The organism is Escherichia sp. E10V5, from assembly GCF_004212315.1.
In the GTDB taxonomy this organism is placed as follows: domain Bacteria; phylum Pseudomonadota; class Gammaproteobacteria; order Enterobacterales; family Enterobacteriaceae; genus Escherichia.
In genome coordinates this window covers 13,187-30,117 of record NZ_RHJM01000011.1, presented here as the reverse complement: position 1 = coordinate 30,117, position 16,931 = coordinate 13,187, and the positions used below count along the sequence as shown (strand labels likewise).

The following is a 16,931-nucleotide window of genomic DNA, read 5'->3' as shown; positions in this document are numbered from 1 at the left end:
CTTATATCAGGACTAGTCATCCAGATTCCATCGTGTGTAAACCCCATTCAATTACAGTCCAGACATATACAGCATCCCTCAGATCAGTATCAGATTCTCGAAAAATGGTAACTGTCATTAACCCGTTGCCAGAAAGAGAAAAATTAGCCTCCATAGCCAGTCTTCCCGGAATCTGTTTGTTCATTAAGATTGTTATCGATGCCATCAAGTAACATCGGTTGGATGCGATTGATCTTACTCACATTAGTCAACACGGAACTCAGTAAGTTGAAGTAACTCCGAACTCTGAAAAAGCAGTTTAAATAGCATTTAAACAAATGCCACCAGTTCGAAAATGAGTATAAGTACACTTAATATATTGTTTTAATTATTCATTCCCTTTCATCCCCATTCTTACCCCTTACATTTTTGTTATTGATTTGTTGTTTTTGATCACAATAAGAAAACAATATGTAACTTTTGTGCGCATTTTTCAGAAATGTAGATATTTTTATATTATGGCTACGAAATGAGCATCGCCATGTCACCCTACATCTCATAAGAGGATCGCTTCTGATGAATGCACTGACCGCCGTACAAAATAACACTGTCGATTCAGGCCAAGACTATAGCGGATTCACCCTCACCCCGTCGGCGCAATCCCCGCGTCTACTGGAACTCACCTTCACCGAACAGACGACCAAACAGTTCCTCGAGCAGGTTGCCGAGTGGCCCGTGCAGGCGCTGGAGTACAAATCGTTTCTGCGTTTTCGGGTGGGTAAAATTCTTGACGATCTCTGTGCGAACCAGCTGCAACCGTTACTGTTGAAGACGCTGCTAAACCGCGCTGAAGGTGCGCTGTTGATCAATGCGGTGGGTGTCGATGATGTCGCGCAGGCAGATGAGATGGTGAAGCTGGCAACGGCGGTGGCGCATCTGATTGGTCGTTCCAATTTCGATGCCATGAGCGGTCAGTATTACGCGCGTTTCGTAGTGAAAAATGTCGATAACTCAGACAGCTATCTGCGTCAGCCGCACCGTGTGATGGAGTTGCATAACGACGGTACCTACGTTGAAGAAATCACCGATTACGTGCTGATGATGAAAATCGATGAGCAAAACATGCAGGGCGGAAATTCGCTGCTGCTGCATCTCGATGACTGGGAACATCTGGACCACTATTTCCGCCACCCGCTGGCGCGTCGCCCAATGCGCTTTGCCGCGCCGCCGAGTAAAAACGTCAGCAAAGATGTTTTCCATCCGGTGTTCGACGTCGATCAGCAGGGTCGCCCGGTGATGCGTTATATCGACCAGTTCGTCCAGCCGAAAGACTTCGAAGAAGGCGTGTGGTTGAGCGAGCTTTCCGATGCCATTGAAACCAGCAAAGGCATTCTTTCTGTGCCCGTTCCCGTTGGCAAATTCCTGTTGATTAACAATCTGTTCTGGCTGCACGGTCGCGACCGCTTTACCGCGCATCCGGATCTGCGTCGCGAACTGATGCGCCAGCGTGGCTATTTCGCTTACGCCACTAACCACTACCAGACGCATCAGTAAGCGCAAAGGAATTGAGCGGATGTATGATTTTGTGATTATTGGCGGCGGCATCATCGGCATGTCGACCGCCATGCAACTGATTGATGTCTATCCGGACGCCCGCATTGCGTTGCTGGAAAAAGAGTCCGGCCCGGCCTGTCACCAGACGGGCCACAACAGCGGCGTGATCCATGCCGGGGTCTATTACACGCCCGGCAGCCTGAAGGCGCAGTTTTGCCTGGCGGGAAACCGCGCCACCAAAGCCTTTTGCGATCAAAACGGCATTCGCTACGACAACTGCGGCAAGATGCTGGTTGCCACGTCCGATCTCGAAATGGAAAGGATGCGCGCCTTATGGGAACGCACGGCGGCGAACGGTATCGAGCGCGAGTGGTTAAACGCCGACGAACTGCGCGAGCGCGAACCGAATATCACCGGGCTCGGCGGCATTTTTGTGCCGTCCAGCGGTATTGTCAGCTACCGCGAAGTGACGGCGGCGATGGCAAAAATCTTCCAGGCCAGAGGCGGTGAGATTATCTATAACGCCGAAGTCAGCGGCCTTAATGAGCATAAAAACGGCGTGGTGATACATACCCGCCAGGGCGGCGAATATGAAGCATCGACGCTGATTAGCTGTTCCGGGCTGATGGCTGACCGGCTGGTGAAAATGCTCGGCCTCGAACCAGGCTTTATTATCTGCCCGTTCCGCGGCGAGTATTTCCGCCTTGCGCCGGAGCATAACCACATTGTTAACCACCTGATTTACCCCATTCCCGATCCGGCAATGCCGTTTTTGGGCGTGCATCTCACCCGCATGATCGACGGCAGCGTCACCGTCGGGCCAAACGCGGTGCTGGCGTTCAAACGCGAAGGCTATCGCAAGCGCGACTTCTCATTTAGCGACACGCTGGAGATTTTGGGCTCGTCGGGGATTCGCCGGGTGCTGCAAAACCATCTACGCTCAGGACTGGGCGAGATGAAAAACTCGCTGTGCAAAAGCGGCTATCTGCGGCTGGTGCAAAAGTATTGTCCCCGGCTTTCGTTAAGCGATCTCCAGCCCTGGCCTGCCGGTGTGCGGGCTCAGGCGGTATCGCCGGACGGCAAGCTGATTGACGATTTTCTGTTTGTCACCACCCCGCGCACGATCCACACCTGCAATGCGCCCTCCCCGGCAGCGACATCAGCAATTCCTATTGGTGCGCATATTGTCAGCAAGGTACAAACGCTGTTGGCAAGCCAGAGTAACCCCGGACGCACGCTGCGAGCGGCACGTAGTGTGGATGCCTTACACGCCGCGTTTAATCAATAACCTTTGAAAACAGGATGTAGCGATGAAACTTAACGACAGTAACTTATTCCGCCAGCAGGCGTTGATTAACGGGGAATGGCTGGACGCCAACAATGGCGGGGTCATCGACGTTACCAATCCGGCGAACGGCGACAAGCTGGGTAGCGTGCCGAAAATGGGCGCTGATGAAACCCGCGCGGCTATCGACGCCGCCAACCGCGCCCTGCCCGCCTGGCGTGCGCTCACCGCCAAAGAACGCGCCAACATTCTGCGTAACTGGTTCAATTTGATGATGGAGCATCAGGACGATTTAGCGCGTCTGATGACCCTCGAACAGGGCAAACCGCTGGCTGAAGCGAAAGGCGAAATCAGCTACGCCGCCTCCTTTATTGAGTGGTTTGCCGAAGAAGGCAAACGCATTTATGGCGACACCATTCCCGGTCATCAGGCCGATAAGCGCCTGATTGTGATCAAGCAGCCGATTGGCGTTACCGCCGCCATCACGCCGTGGAACTTCCCGGCGGCGATGATTACCCGTAAAGCCGGTCCGGCGCTGGCGGCAGGCTGCACCATGGTGCTGAAGCCCGCCAGTCAGACGCCGTTCTCTGCGCTGGCACTGGCGGAACTGGCGATTCGCGCGGGCATTCCGGCTGGCGTGTTTAACGTGGTCACCGGTTCGGCAGGCGCGGTCGGTAATGAACTGACCAGCAACCCGCTGGTACGCAAACTGTCGTTTACCGGCTCGACCGAAATTGGCCGCCAGTTAATGGAACAGTGCGCGAAAGACATCAAAAAAGTGTCGCTGGAGCTCGGCGGCAACGCGCCGTTTATCGTCTTTGACGATGCCGATCTCGATAAAGCCGTGGAAGGCGCGCTGGCCTCGAAATTCCGCAACGCCGGGCAAACCTGCGTTTGCGCCAACCGTTTATACGTGCAGGACGGCGTGTATGACCGCTTTGCCGAAAAATTGCAGCAGGCGGTGAGCAAACTGCACATCGGCGACGGGCTGGATAAAGGCGTCACCATCGGGCCGCTGATCGATGAAAAAGCGGTAGCAAAAGTGGAAGAGCATATTGCCGATGCGCTGGAGAAAGGCGCACGTGTGGTTTGCGGTGGTAAAGCGCACGAACGCGGCGGCAACTTCTTCCAGCCGACCATTCTGGTGGACGTTCCGGCCAACGCCAAAGTGTCGAAAGAAGAGACATTCGGCCCCCTCGCCCCGCTATTCCGCTTTAAAGATGAAGCTGATGTGATTGCGCAAGCCAATGACACCGAATTTGGCCTTGCCGCCTATTTCTACGCCCGTGATTTAAGCCGCGTCTTCCGGGTGGGCGAGGCGCTGGAATACGGCATCGTCGGCATCAATACCGGCATTATTTCCAATGAAGTGGCCCCGTTCGGCGGTATCAAAGCCTCAGGGCTGGGTCGCGAAGGTTCGAAGTATGGCATCGAAGATTACTTAGAAATCAAATATATGTGCATCGGTCTTTAACTGGAGAATGCGAATGAGCAGCAATAAAGAGTTAATGCAGCGCCGCAGTCAGGCAGTTCCTCGTGGCGTTGGACAAATTCACCCGATTTTCGCTGACCGTGCGGAAAACTGCCGGGTATGGGACGTTGAAGGCCGTGAGTATCTTGATTTCGCGGGCGGGATTGCGGTGCTCAACACCGGACACCTGCATCCGAAGGTGGTTGCCGCGGTGGAAGCGCAGTTGAAAAAACTGTCGCACACCTGCTTCCAGGTGCTGGCTTACGAGCCGTATCTGGAGCTGTGCGAAATAATGAATCAGAAGGTGCCGGGCGATTTCGCCAAAAAAACGCTGCTGGTCACCACGGGTTCAGAAGCGGTGGAAAACGCGGTGAAAATCGCCCGCGCCGCCACCAAACGTAGCGGCACCATCGCTTTTAGCGGCGCGTATCACGGGCGCACGCATTACACGCTGGCGCTGACCGGCAAGGTGAATCCGTACTCTGCGGGGATGGGCCTGATGCCGGGCCATGTTTATCGCGCGCTTTATCCTTGCCCGCTGCATGGCGTCAGTGAAGATGACGCTATCGCCAGCATTCACCGGATCTTCAAAAATGACGCTGCGCCGGAAGATATCGCCGCCATCGTGATTGAGCCCGTTCAGGGCGAAGGTGGTTTCTACGCCGCGACGCCAGCCTTTATGCAACGTTTACGCGCGCTGTGTGACGAACACGGGATCATGCTGATTGCCGACGAAGTACAGAGCGGCGCCGGACGTACCGGCACGCTGTTTGCGATGGAGCAAATGGGCGTGGCACCCGATCTCACCACCTTTGCGAAATCCATCGCGGGCGGCTTCCCGCTGGCGGGCGTCACCGGGCGCGCGGAAGTGATGGATGCTGTCGCACCGGGCGGGCTGGGCGGCACCTATGCGGGTAACCCGATTGCCTGCGTGGCGGCGCTGGAAGTGTTGAAGGTGTTCGAGCAGGAAAATCTGCTGCAAAAAGCCAACGATCTGGGGCAGAAGCTAAAAGACGGATTGTTGGCGATCGCCGAAAAACACACTGAGATCGGCGACGTACGCGGGCTGGGGGCGATGATCGCCATCGAGCTATTTGAAGATGGCGATCATAGCAAACCGGACGCCAAACTCACCGCCGAGATCGTGGCGCGCGCCCGCGATAAGGGCCTGATTCTTCTCTCCTGCGGCCCGTATTACAACGTGCTGCGCATCCTGGTACCGCTCACCATTGAAGACGCTCAGATCCTGCAGGGTCTGGATATCATCAGCCAGTGTTTTGCTGAGGCGAAACAGTAAGTCCGTACCCATGCCGGAAGCGACGCTTTGCGTCTTGTCCGGCCTACGGGGATCCAGGTCGGATAAAGCGTTTACGCCGCATCCGACAATCTGTACGTGAACAGGAATAAATCTATGTTGGCCGGATAAGGCGGAGCCGCTCTCCGGCAAAAAGAATCAATAACAATTATACGCGTGACCCGACGCGGGAAATGTCGGGGCGCTCTCCCAAGTGACACACTTTCGAGAGGATTCAGGATGGGGCAATCATCGCAACCACATGAGTTAGGCGGCGGGCTGAAGTCACGCCACGTCACCATGTTGTCTATTGCCGGTGTTATCGGCGCAAGTCTGTTTGTCGGTTCCAGCGTCGCCATCGCCGAAGCGGGCCCGGCGGTATTGCTGGCCTATCTGTTCGCCGGGCTACTGGTGGTTATGATTATGCGGATGCTGGCGGAAATGGCAGTAGCCACGCCCGACACCGGCTCCTTTTCCACCTATGCCGATAAAGCTATTGGCCGCTGGGCGGGCTATACCATCGGCTGGCTGTACTGGTGGTTTTGGGTACTGGTTATACCTCTGGAAGCCAACATCGCCGCCATGATCCTGCACTCGTGGGTTCCCGGTATTCCCATCTGGTTATTTTCCCTCGTTATCACCCTCGCCTTAACCGGCAGTAATTTATTAAGCGTTAAAAACTACGGAGAATTTGAGTTCTGGTTGGCGATATGCAAAGTGATTGCCATCCTGGCATTTATTTTCCTCGGCGCAGTGGCGATTAGCGGTTTTTACCCATATGCAGAAGTGAGCGGTATTTCAAGATTATGGGATAGTGGCGGCTTTATGCCCAACGGCTTCGGGGCGGTATTAAGCGCGATGCTGATCACCATGTTCTCGTTTATGGGCGCGGAAATTGTCACCATCGCCGCCGCAGAATCCGACACGCCGGATAAACATATTGTTCGCGCCACCAACTCGGTTATCTGGCGTATCTCTATTTTCTATTTGTGTTCTATTTTTGTCGTCGTGGCCTTAATTCCGTGGAATATGCCCGGACTGAAAACCGTGGGCTCCTACCGTTCCGTGCTGGAACTGCTGAATATTCCGCACGCCAAATTCATTATGGATTGCGTTATTTTGCTGTCGGTAACCAGTTGCCTGAACTCGGCGCTGTATACCGCGTCAAGAATGCTCTACTCCTTAAGCCGTCGCGGTGATGCGCCCGCGGTAATGGGTAAAATTAACCGCAGTAAAACCCCGTACGTGGCAGTATTACTCTCGACCGGTGCGGCATTTTTAACGGTGGTAGTGAACTATTACGCACCTGCTAAAGTGTTTAAATTCCTGATCGACAGCTCCGGCGCTATCGCCCTGCTGGTTTATTTAGTCATCGCCGTTTCGCAATTACGAATGCGTAAAATCCTGCTGGCAGAAGGCGGTGAAATTCGCCTGCGAATGTGGCTTTATCCGTGGCTCACCTGGCTGGTGATTGGCTTTATTACTTTTGTGTTGGTGGTAATGCTATTCCGTCCAGCGCAACAGTTAGAAGTGATCTCCACCGGCTTATTAGCGATAGGGATTATCTGTACCGTGCCAATTATGGCTCGCTGGAAAAAGCTGATAATGTGGCAAAAAACACCCATTCATAATACGCGCTGATAATGATCAGGAGTCACACCATGACCATTACGTCTCTGGATGGCTATCGCTGGCTGAAGAACGATATTATTCGCGGCAATTTTCAGCCGGATGAAAAATTACGGATGAGTTTGCTGACATCGCGTTATGCACTTGGCGTCGGGCCGTTGCGGGAAGCGCTTTCGCAACTGGTGGCAGAACGACTGGTCACGGTGGTGAATCAAAAAGGGTATCGGGTAGCCTCGATGTCAGAGCAGGAGTTGCTCGATATTTTCGATGCCCGCGCCAACATGGAAGCAATGCTAGTGAGTCTGGCGATTGCCCGCGGTGGCGATGAGTGGGAGGCAGACGTTCTCGCAAAAGCGCATCTGCTCAGTAAGCTGGAGGCCTGTGACGCCAGTGAGAAAATGCTTGATGAGTGGGATTTGCGTCATCAGGCGTTTCATACTGCAATTGTGACAGGCTGTGGTTCTCACTATTTGCTGCAAATGCGTGAACGGTTGTTTGATCTGGCGGCGCGCTATCGCTTCATCTGGCTGCGGCGAACGGTACTTTCCGTGGAAATGCTGGAAGATAAACACAACCAACATCAAATTTTAACCGAAGCCGTCCTGGCGCGAGATACCGCGCGCGCCAGTGAGTTAATGCGCCAGCATTTGCTGACGCCGATTCCCATTATCCAGCAGGCGATGGCGGACTAACCGCCATTACTCTGGAATACGCAACACTTGTCCCGGATAAATTTTATCCGGGCTTTTCAGCATCGGTTTATTCGCTTCGAAGATTTTATTGTACAGATTGGCGTTGCCGTAGACCTGTTTGGAAATGGCGCTAAGAGTGTCGCCAGACTTGACGGTATAAAACTGGCTGGCAGTGGCTGGTGTCGCAGTTTTTACCTGATCGTCTACGCTGGCGATACCAGAAATATTCCCCACCGCAACAAGAATTTTTTCCTTCGCTTCCTGGCTCAAACCATCACCAGTCACCGTCGCTTTGCCATCGGTAATTTGGATATTTACTTTATCGGCATCTGGAATGCCGGTTTTGTTCAGATGCTCCTGCACCTTCTTCGCCTGATCGTCTTTATCATGCTGACCAGTAACTGTATCCCAGAGCTTTTCTCCGGCATCTTTCGCAAAATTGAACAGACCCATAGTTACCTCGTTCGTTAACGGAAACACTCAGAAAGTGTAGCAGAGGAACGCGGCGCACTAACGCCGCGGAGTAAGCACAGAGTTAATCGCGGGTTTGCACCCAGAAAGCGTGAATTAAACCAGGGATATACCCAAGCAGCGTCAACAAGATATTAATGATGAACGCCCAGCCAAATCCTTTGCCAAGCAGCACGCCGAGCGGCGGCAAAATGATGGTGATGACGATTCTCCAGAAACCCATATTTACTCCCTATAAGAAAATTAACCATTGTTTAAAAAGAGATTTTATCTCTTAAGCGTAATAATTTTAGCGGAACCAGCCAGTTTCAGCCTACGCGTTTACCCTCATTTACGCTGGTATACGTTGCATTTTTAGTTTAGAATTCACTTAATTTAGAAAATACTTAAATAAATATGACTGAACTCGCCCAACTACAAGCCAGCGCCGAACAGGCTGCGGCCTTACTGAAAGCAATGAGTCACCCCAAACGGTTGTTGATTCTGTGCATGCTTTGCGGTTCACCCGGCACCAGCGCCGGAGAACTGGCTCGCATTACCGGACTTAGCGCCTCCGCCACGTCACAGCATCTGGCTCGCATGCGTGACGAGGGGCTTATTGACAGCCAGCGGGACGCCCAACGCATTCTTTATTCCATTAAAAATGAGGCGGTAAATGCCATTATCGCCACCCTGAAAAATATCTATTGTCCGTAAGGAGTGACGATGGCTTTGATAACAATTTCACCGCATGACGCGCAAGAATTAATCGCGCGTGGTGCAAAGTTAATCGATATTCGTGATGCCGACGAATATCTTCGTGAACATATTCCAGCAGCCTGTCTGGCACCATTATCCGTGATAGAACAGTCTGGTCTTCCGGATAAATTGCGTAGCGAACAAATTATATTCCACTGCCAGGCAGGTAAACGCACCAGCAATAACGCCGATAAATTAGCAGCGATTGCCGCCCCCGCAGAGGTCTTTTTACTGGAAGATGGGATCGATGGCTGGAAAAAAGCGGGATTGCCGGTAGCAGAAAATAAATCTCAACCGTTGCCATTAATGCGTCAGGTACAGATCGCCGCTGGCGGCTTAATATTAATCGGCGTCGTACTGGGTTATGCCATTAATAGCAGCTTCTTCTTATTAAGTGGATTTGTCGGCGCAGGATTAATGTTTGCAGGAATCAGTGGTTTTTGCGGGATGGCAAGGCTATTAGATAAGATGCCGTGGAATCAGCGAACTTGAGAAGCAACGCCGGATGCGCCATAGAGGCGGCATCCGGCGCCAGGGATTAGATCAGGAAATCGTCGAGAGATTTACCTTCTGCCAGCGCCTGAGCAATTGGCTTCGGCGTACGGCCCTGACCGGTCCAGGTTTTGGTTTCACCATTGAAGTCGGTGAATTTATATTTTGCTGGACGCGGTTCACGCTTTTTACCTGCACGCGGTGCAGCTGTGCCGTTAGCTAATAACTCTTCCGGGTTAATACCGTCAGCTTTCATCAGCTCCAGCCAGGTGCTAATTTTTTCCTGGCGTTCTGCCAGTTCACGCTGCTGCTGTTCTTCTTCTTCACGTCTTTCTTTAGTGACAACCCTGAATTTTTCGAGCATTTCTTCAAGAACGTCAATGGAGAATTCGCGAGCCATTGCACGAAGGGTGCGGATGTTATTTAAGCTTTGTAACATTACAGACATAATAAAGAAAACCTTTTAACGCCAAAACAAAAAGTATTTCGCCGCGTAGTGTAAGCGATCACTTATTATATTTCCACAAAATTTAATATATTTACAATCGCGAAGGGATATTATTTCGTGCGTTATTTGCTGACACATTAATGCTTATATGCAAATTATATAGCAGCCATTTAACTTACTTATTACAGTGACTGGCGAGTGTTCCGGCGTACGATACAACCCCCCGGCCGATAATGGAACACGCAACCAGCATAAATATGCATATAAAAAGAATACATATTAGTTATTCAAACCTGAAACTTTGTGCTGCCATTACAGGCTTTACAACATAAAAGATGCTGAATGAGGCCAGGCGCGCTCCTAAGCCGAATTCTCTACGCTTTGCTGCGTAAACACACCTTGATCACTCTGCCAAAAAACATCTGAACTACGTCATAACATAATGATTTAAAATAACATTATATTTTAAGACATAAAAAAACCCAGAATGTACAAAAAATGCGCCACTACGGAATATTTTATCTACAAAAACCAAGGAAATAAAAATTTTTCACTAATTGATAAGTCATAGCCAGCGATATACGCTATGCGAAAGTGCAAACGGTAATTTAAACCACTGCATTCACATTCATCCGATTTCGCGTTTATTAAGGAGCATGGGCATGTTCTCACCGCAGTCACGCTTGCGTCATGCAGTAGCAGATACGTTCGCGATGGTTGTTTACTGTTCTGTCGTGAACATGTTTATCGAAGTATTTCTCTCCGGAATGAGCTTCGAACAGTCCCTTTATTCCAGACTGGTAGCGATTCCGGTGAACATCTTAATTGCATGGCCATACGGTATGTACCGCGATCTATTTATGCGAATGGCACGCAAAGTTGGCTCGTCGGGCTGGGTAAAAAATCTTGCGGATATTCTGGCTTATGTGACGTTCCAGTCACCGGTATATATGGCAATCTTACTCGTCGTGGGCGCGGGTTGGCACCAGATTATGGCAGCGGTCAGTTCAAACATCGTCGTTTCGATGTTGATGGGTGCGGTCTATGGCTACTTCCTTGATTACTGCCGCCGCCTGTTCAAAGTCAGCAATTACCAGCAGGTAAAAGCCTGATCCTTCTTTGTCGCGACTGGCAATGCCAGTCGCGTCTTTAATTGGCTTCGCCAAACAATCCATGTAAATAACGTTCAAGCGCAACACGCGAGCTGAAACCGTGTGGAATGCCGTAATGCTCGTGACGCTCACCCGCTAAATAGAGCGGGAACCGCTGGTAATGATCGCAAGTTTTAATATCGGAAGCCGGTTCTGCCAGTGTCGAACTACGTTCTTTTAACGTGGGATGAATTACCAGTGCGGTACGTCCCATTCGCGCTTCGCGATTAACATAGACATAATTTTCCCCGCGGCGATAACCATAAGCTTTCTGGGTTACCACATCGACGGTAAAACCGACTTTCTCAAGTACGCGCGCCACCTCGTCTGGTCGTAAATACATATTCTATCCTCGTTATTATCTACCGCGGCCCTACCTTACCTGATTGAGCATTCACAACGCTTTCAGAAAAGTCCATAAAGCCACGATGAATCTCTGTTAAGAAAATTATGGTCTACACTGAAAATTACATTGAATCCTGATGGGAGATCATATGTTTAACAGACCGAACCGTAACGACGTCGATGATGGCGTGCAGGATATTCAGAATGATGTCAATCAATTAGCTGACAGCCTGGAATCTGTATTGAAGTCCTGGGGCAGCGACGCCAAAGGGGAAGCCGAAGCCGCACGCAGTAAAGCTCAGGCTTTACTGAAAGAAACCAGGGCGCGGATGCATGGTCGAACTCGCGTCCAGCAAGCCGCGCGCGATGCTGTTGGCTACGCAGACTCTTTTGTTCGTGAAAGACCCTGGTGTAGTGTGGGAACAGCTGCTGCGGTAGGTATTTTTATCGGCGCGTTGTTAAGCATGCGTAAATCGTAGTGAAACAATGATAATAAATACACGTCCCTGGCCCCGAAGCCTGACTTCGGGGTTTTTAACTTAAGGCACTGCGTAATTGTTGTGCCACCTGCTGCGCCATACTTTCGCTAACGATATTGGTAAACGAGAGCAGCAATCCTCCTTCCCCATTTGAGCGGATACGCCAGTCGCTAAGTGCCTGCACCGCAAGGCCAGCAGCATTGGCTTTACGAGCATGGACAATATCGTCGCCCACCATGCTGATAACCATCTGGATACCACCTTTTTGCGGCACAACCTGAAATCCCTGCTGCGTCAACGCCTGCTCAATCCACTGCCGACGTTGAGCATAGTGCTGACGCATTTTCTTCAGATGCCGCCAGAAATGCCCCTCACGAATGAAATCTGCCAGTGTGTTCTGCCACAGTACGGGTACCGCACATGGCTCCAGTGACGCCTGTTGCCGGAATTGCGTAATCTGCTCCACCGGCACCACCAGCCATGCACAGCGCAGTGCAGGAAATAGCGATTTGCTGAATGTTCCGGCATAAATCACCCGCTGCGGTGCGTCGAGACTTTTTAGTGCCGGTAACGGCTTACCGTGATAGCGAAACTCACTGTCGTAATCATCTTCAATAATCCATGCCTGGCTACGCTCTGCCCATTCCAGCATCTGGTGCCTGCGCGCTAAGGAGAGCGCCACACCCAGCGGGCTCTGGTGTGCCGGAGTAATCAGAGCAAAACGCGCATCAGGATAATTTTGTATTCCGCTTGTGACATCCAGCCCGTTGTCATCAACCGGCACCGGTAAAATTTCCACACCGTGGCGAGTGACAATCGAGCGAATCAGTGGAAAGCCGGGATCTTCCATCCACATCCCGTTTCCCGGTTTCGCCAGCGCGTGCAGAATTAAAGCCATTGAGGCCGCATAACCATGAGTGATAAAGACCTGCTCTGGCTGACAATCAATCCCGCGTGAAACGCGTAAGTAATCAACTATTGCCTCGCGCAACGCCGCCTCACCGCAGACATCGCCTAATGCCAAATCAAAACGCGTCTGGGTACGAAGGCGACGCCCCATCACCCGCGCCCACTGCTCTCGCGGAAAGAGATCGAGTGCGGGTAATCCCAATTGAAATGGCAGTGGCTGCTGACTTTCACCAGCAAAAGCCACGGCATCCACAGCAGATTGTTGCGGATGTATCTGCTCACTGACAAATGTGCCAGCCTGTCCCCGCCTGACCAGCCATCCTTGCGCCACCAACTCAGCATACGCATTTTCGACAGTGGATCGAGACACACCCAGTTCCTGCGACCAGGTACGACTCGAAGGTAGCCTTGCACCAGGTTTCAGTTCCCCTTGCTCAATAGCCGTTTTTAACTGACGGGCGATATCCTGATAACGTGGCATATGGTCTGCTTTTTTACGTAATTTATGGCTCTCTTTAGCAGTCCATTATAGTGCTACATTGCGGGCGTTAATAAGAGGAGAAACTGTATGACTACATTACGTCAGCCTTACTACGAACTTAGCCCGGCAGTGTATAACGCACTGGTGCAGGCCAAAACGGCACTGGAAAATAGCGCGCTGGATACCACGCTGATGGAGTTAATTTATTTGCGCGTCTCGCAAATCAATGGCTGCGCATTTTGTCTGGAGATGCACAGCAAAGCATTACGCAAATCCGGTGTGCCGCAGCACAAACTGGACGCCCTGGCAGGCTGGCGCGTAAGCCATCATTTTGACGATCGCGAGCGGGCGGCGCTGGCATGGGCGGAATCGGTGACCGATATTGCCCGAACCCATGCGGAAGACGAGGTTTATCAGCCTTTGCTTGAATATTTCAGTGCAGCAGAGATCAGCGACTTAACGTTTGCCATCGGGCTGATGAATTGTTTTAACCGTCTGGCCGTTTCCATGCGCATGTAACTTCTTGATGCCGGGTATTCGCCCGGCCAAAAAACACAAAATCCCCTACCCCGTTGAGCCATTCAGCGGTGGCGTAATCAATCTAAAATTCCCATATCTTGTATGGTTGAATCTTTTTCCAACTACATCTAGTATCTCTGTATCAACAGAGAGACAACCCGACGCGTATCATCGCGCCGTATCTTCATTTTAAACGGAAATACGAATCATGCGCATTACTATTTACACTCGTAACGATTGCGTTCAGTGCCACGCCACCAAACGGGCGATGGAAAACCGGGGCTTTGACTTTGAAATGATTAATGTCAATCACGTCCCTGAAGCAGCAGAAACATTGCGTGCTCAGGGCTTTCGCCAGTTACCGGTGGTAATTGCTGGCGATCTTAGCTGGTCTGGCTTCCGCCCGGACATGATCAACCGTCTGCATCCAGCGCCACACGCGGCCAGTGCATGAGCCAGCTCGTCTACTTCTCCAGCAGCTCCGAAAATACGCAGCGTTTTATCGAACGTTTAGGGCTGCCCGCGGTGCGCATCCCGCTCAATGAGCGGGAACGGATTCAGGTAGACGAGCCTTACATCCTGATCGTGCCCTCTTACGGCGGCGGCGGTACGGCTGGCGCGGTACCACGACAGGTAATTCGCTTTTTAAACGACGAGCACAACCGGGCGTTGCTTCGCGGCGTGATTGCTTCGGGTAATCGCAACTTTGGTGAGGCGTATGGCCGCGCCGGAGATGTGATTGCTCAAAAATGCGGCGTGCCGTGGCTATACCGCTTTGAACTCATGGGTACGCAAAGCGATATCGAAAACGTTCGTAAAGGAGTAACCGAATTTTGGCAACGACAACCGCAGAACGCCTGACGCAGGAAACGATGGATTACCACGCGCTGAATGCGATGCTTAACCTTTACGATAGCGCAGGTCGCATTCAGTTCGATAAAGATCGCCAGGCCGTTGACGTCTTTATGACGACGCATGTGCGCCCGAACAGTGTGACCTTCAGTAGCCAGCAGCAGCGCCTGAACTGGCTGGTCAACGAAGGTTACTATGATGAAAGCGTCCTTAACCGCTACTCTCGCGACTTTGTCATTACGCTGTTTGCCCACGCGCACGCCAGCGGTTTTCGTTTCCAGACATTCCTCGGGGCATGGAAGTTTTACACCAGCTATACGTTGAAGACATTCGACGGTAAACGTTATCTGGAAGATTTTGCCGATCGAGTCACGATGGTGGCGCTGACGCTGGCACAAGGCGATGAAACACTGGCAACGCAACTGACTGATGAGATGCTGTCAGGACGCTTTCAGCCTGCCACGCCAACATTCCTCAACTGCGGTAAACAGCAGCGCGGCGAACTGGTTTCCTGTTTTCTGCTGCGTATTGAAGACAATATGGAGTCGATTGGCCGGGCGGTAAATTCCGCACTGCAACTGTCGAAACGCGGCGGCGGCGTGGCATTTTTGCTGTCGAATCTGCGGGAAGCGGGCGCGCCAATTAAACGTATTGAAAATCAATCTTCTGGCGTAATTCCGGTGATGAAAATGCTGGAAGACGCATTTTCCTATGCCAACCAGCTCGGCGCGCGTCAGGGTGCTGGCGCAGTCTATTTACATGCCCATCATCCCGATATTCTGCGTTTTCTCGATACAAAACGGGAAAATGCCGACGAAAAAATCCGCATTAAAACGCTGTCCCTGGGCGTGGTGATCCCGGATATCACTTTCCATCTGGCAAAAGAGAATGCGCAGATGGCACTGTTTTCGCCTTATGACGTTGAGCGAGTTTATGGCAAGCCGTTTGCTGATATCGCCATCAGCCAACACTATGACGAACTGATTGCCGATGAACGCATCTGCAAAAAATACATCAACGCCCGTGATTTCTTCCAGCGACTGGCAGAAATTCAGTTTGAGTCCGGCTATCCCTACATCATGTATGAAGACACGGTAAACCGTGCTAACCCTATCGCCGGGCGCATAAATATGAGTAATCTCTGCTCAGAGATTTTGCAGGTTAACAGCGCCTCAGAGTATAACGAGAATCTCGACTATGCCCGCACAGGCCATGATATTTCCTGCAATTTAGGTTCGTTGAATATTGCCCACACCATGGATTCCCCCGACTTTGCCCGCACGGTAGCGACTGCCGTACGCGGTTTAACAGCGGTGTCAGATATGAGTCATATCCGCAGCGTGCCGTCCATCGAAGCCGGAAATGCCGCCTCACACGCCATCGGCCTGGGGCAGATGAATTTACACGGTTATCTGGCGCGCGAAGGCATCGCTTATGGTTCACCGGAAGCACTGGATTTCACCAATCTCTATTTCTATACCATCACCTGGCACGTACTGCGTACCTCGATGTTGCTGGCGCGCGAACGCGGTGAAACCTTCGCCGGGTTCAAACAGTCACGCTATGCCAGTGGTGAATATTTTAGCCAATATCTGCAAGGTAACTGGCAGCCGAAAACGGCGAAAGTTGGCGAACTGTTTGCCCGTAGCGGTATTACGTTACCTACCCGTGAGATGTGGGCGCAGCTGCGCGACGACGTGATGCGCTATGGCATATACAACCAGAATCTCCAGGCGGTGCCGCCAACCGGTTCCATCTCTTACATCAACCATGCCACGTCGAGTATTCATCCGATTGTGGCGAAAGTAGAGATACGCAAAGAGGGCAAAACAGGACGCGTTTACTACCCTGCCCCGTTTATGACTAACGAAAATCTGGCGCTATATCAGGATGCTTACGAAATTGGCGCAGAAAAGATCATCGACACCTACGCCGAAGCGACTCGCCATGTCGATCAGGGGCTGTCGCTGACGCTGTTTTTCCCCGATACCGCCACCACTCGCGATATCAACAAAGCGCAGATTTACGCCTGGCGAAAAGGGATAAAAACGCTCTATTACATCCGCCTGCGTCAGATGGCGCTGGAAGGCACTGAAATTGAAGGCTGCGTCTCCTGCTCGCTCTAAGAGACTGAAAGATAAT

19 protein-coding genes are annotated in these 16,931 nt (G+C 51.6%); 14 read left to right on the top strand and 5 right to left on the bottom strand.

What is annotated here, in order from left to right; all coding sequences use genetic code 11:
- Positions 1-555: 555 nt before the first annotated feature.
- From glaH to csiR, 6 genes are all read left to right on the top strand, one after another.
- The gene (gene glaH / locus D9738_RS09515) at positions 556-1,533 is read left to right on the top strand and encodes a glutarate dioxygenase GlaH (RefSeq protein WP_130260079.1); all 978 of its coding nucleotides are present in this window, start codon (positions 556-558) and stop codon (positions 1,531-1,533) included.
- A 19-nt stretch (positions 1,534-1,552) separates the two neighbouring features.
- Positions 1,553-2,821 (top strand): L-2-hydroxyglutarate oxidase, encoded by a 1,269-nt coding sequence (gene lhgO / locus D9738_RS09510; protein ID WP_130260080.1) that lies wholly within the window; start codon positions 1,553-1,555, stop codon positions 2,819-2,821.
- A 22-nt stretch (positions 2,822-2,843) separates the two neighbouring features.
- Positions 2,844-4,292 (top strand): NADP-dependent succinate-semialdehyde dehydrogenase, encoded by a 1,449-nt coding sequence (gabD, locus tag D9738_RS09505; protein WP_130260078.1) that lies wholly within the window; start codon positions 2,844-2,846, stop codon positions 4,290-4,292.
- Between the two features lie 13 nt (positions 4,293-4,305).
- A complete protein-coding gene (gene gabT, locus D9738_RS09500; RefSeq protein WP_130260077.1) occupies positions 4,306-5,586 on the top strand; it encodes a 4-aminobutyrate--2-oxoglutarate transaminase in 1,281 nt (426 codons plus the stop codon).
- A gap of 237 nt (positions 5,587-5,823) precedes the next feature.
- Positions 5,824-7,224 carry a GABA permease gene (gene gabP / locus D9738_RS09495; RefSeq protein WP_130260076.1) on the top strand — a complete coding sequence of 467 codons (1,401 nt, stop codon included), beginning with the start codon at positions 5,824-5,826 and terminating at the stop codon, positions 7,222-7,224.
- A 20-nt stretch (positions 7,225-7,244) separates the two neighbouring features.
- The gene (gene csiR, locus D9738_RS09490) at positions 7,245-7,904 is read left to right on the top strand and encodes a DNA-binding transcriptional regulator CsiR (RefSeq protein WP_130260075.1); all 660 of its coding nucleotides are present in this window, start codon (positions 7,245-7,247) and stop codon (positions 7,902-7,904) included.
- Positions 7,905-7,910: 6 nt separating this feature from the next.
- Here the strand turns inward: csiR and kbp are convergent, their stop codons facing one another.
- Positions 7,911-8,357 (bottom strand): potassium binding protein Kbp, encoded by a 447-nt coding sequence (gene kbp, locus D9738_RS09485; RefSeq protein WP_130260074.1) that lies wholly within the window; start codon positions 8,355-8,357, stop codon positions 7,911-7,913.
- A gap of 82 nt (positions 8,358-8,439) precedes the next feature.
- Complete coding sequence (locus D9738_RS09480; protein WP_000508177.1) at positions 8,440-8,598, bottom strand: YqaE/Pmp3 family membrane protein; 159 nt, start codon at positions 8,596-8,598, stop codon at positions 8,440-8,442.
- Between the two features lie 173 nt (positions 8,599-8,771).
- Between D9738_RS09480 and D9738_RS09475 the strand changes: the two genes are divergently transcribed.
- Positions 8,772-9,071 carry a metalloregulator ArsR/SmtB family transcription factor gene (locus D9738_RS09475; RefSeq protein WP_130208087.1) on the top strand — a complete coding sequence of 100 codons (300 nt, stop codon included), beginning with the start codon at positions 8,772-8,774 and terminating at the stop codon, positions 9,069-9,071.
- Between the two features lie 9 nt (positions 9,072-9,080).
- A complete protein-coding gene (locus D9738_RS09470) occupies positions 9,081-9,605 on the top strand; it encodes a rhodanese family protein (protein WP_130260073.1) in 525 nt (174 codons plus the stop codon).
- A 46-nt stretch (positions 9,606-9,651) separates the two neighbouring features.
- On the opposite strand, the gene stpA is transcribed toward D9738_RS09470, so the two are convergent.
- Complete coding sequence (stpA, locus tag D9738_RS09465; RefSeq protein WP_064529914.1) at positions 9,652-10,053, bottom strand: DNA-binding protein StpA; 402 nt, start codon at positions 10,051-10,053, stop codon at positions 9,652-9,654.
- A 662-nt stretch (positions 10,054-10,715) separates the two neighbouring features.
- On the opposite strand from stpA, the gene alaE reads away from it, so the two are divergent.
- Positions 10,716-11,165, top strand: coding sequence for an L-alanine exporter AlaE (gene alaE / locus D9738_RS09460; protein ID WP_130208083.1), 450 nt, complete (start codon positions 10,716-10,718; stop codon positions 11,163-11,165).
- A 37-nt stretch (positions 11,166-11,202) separates the two neighbouring features.
- On the opposite strand, the gene D9738_RS09455 is transcribed toward alaE, so the two are convergent.
- A complete protein-coding gene (locus D9738_RS09455; RefSeq protein WP_130208081.1) occupies positions 11,203-11,547 on the bottom strand; it encodes a DUF2002 family protein in 345 nt (114 codons plus the stop codon).
- Between the two features lie 151 nt (positions 11,548-11,698).
- Here D9738_RS09455 and D9738_RS09450 point away from each other — a divergent pair, with 151 nt between their 5' ends.
- Positions 11,699-12,028, top strand: a complete 330-nt coding sequence (locus tag D9738_RS09450) for a DUF883 domain-containing protein (protein WP_130260072.1) — start codon at positions 11,699-11,701, stop codon at positions 12,026-12,028.
- Between the two features lie 55 nt (positions 12,029-12,083).
- Here the strand turns inward: D9738_RS09450 and D9738_RS09445 are convergent, their stop codons facing one another.
- A complete protein-coding gene (locus D9738_RS09445) occupies positions 12,084-13,418 on the bottom strand; it encodes a PLP-dependent aminotransferase family protein (protein WP_130260071.1) in 1,335 nt (444 codons plus the stop codon).
- An 87-nt stretch (positions 13,419-13,505) separates the two neighbouring features.
- Between D9738_RS09445 and D9738_RS09440 the strand changes: the two genes are divergently transcribed.
- From D9738_RS09440 to nrdE, 4 genes are all read left to right on the top strand, one after another.
- Positions 13,506-13,937 carry a carboxymuconolactone decarboxylase family protein gene (locus D9738_RS09440; RefSeq protein WP_130208077.1) on the top strand — a complete coding sequence of 144 codons (432 nt, stop codon included), beginning with the start codon at positions 13,506-13,508 and terminating at the stop codon, positions 13,935-13,937.
- A 208-nt stretch (positions 13,938-14,145) separates the two neighbouring features.
- The gene (nrdH, locus tag D9738_RS09430) at positions 14,146-14,391 is read left to right on the top strand and encodes a glutaredoxin-like protein NrdH (RefSeq protein WP_130260069.1); all 246 of its coding nucleotides are present in this window, start codon (positions 14,146-14,148) and stop codon (positions 14,389-14,391) included.
- Positions 14,388-14,798, top strand: coding sequence for a class Ib ribonucleoside-diphosphate reductase assembly flavoprotein NrdI (gene nrdI, locus D9738_RS09425; protein WP_000080944.1), 411 nt, complete (start codon positions 14,388-14,390; stop codon positions 14,796-14,798). Before nrdH ends, nrdI begins: the two co-directional genes overlap by 4 nt.
- On the top strand, positions 14,771-16,915 hold the full coding sequence (nrdE, locus tag D9738_RS09420) for a class 1b ribonucleoside-diphosphate reductase subunit alpha (protein ID WP_130260068.1): 2,145 nt from the start codon (positions 14,771-14,773) through the stop codon (positions 16,913-16,915). The genes nrdI and nrdE overlap by 28 nt, the downstream gene beginning before the upstream one ends.
- The last annotated feature ends 16 nt before the right edge of the window (positions 16,916-16,931 follow it).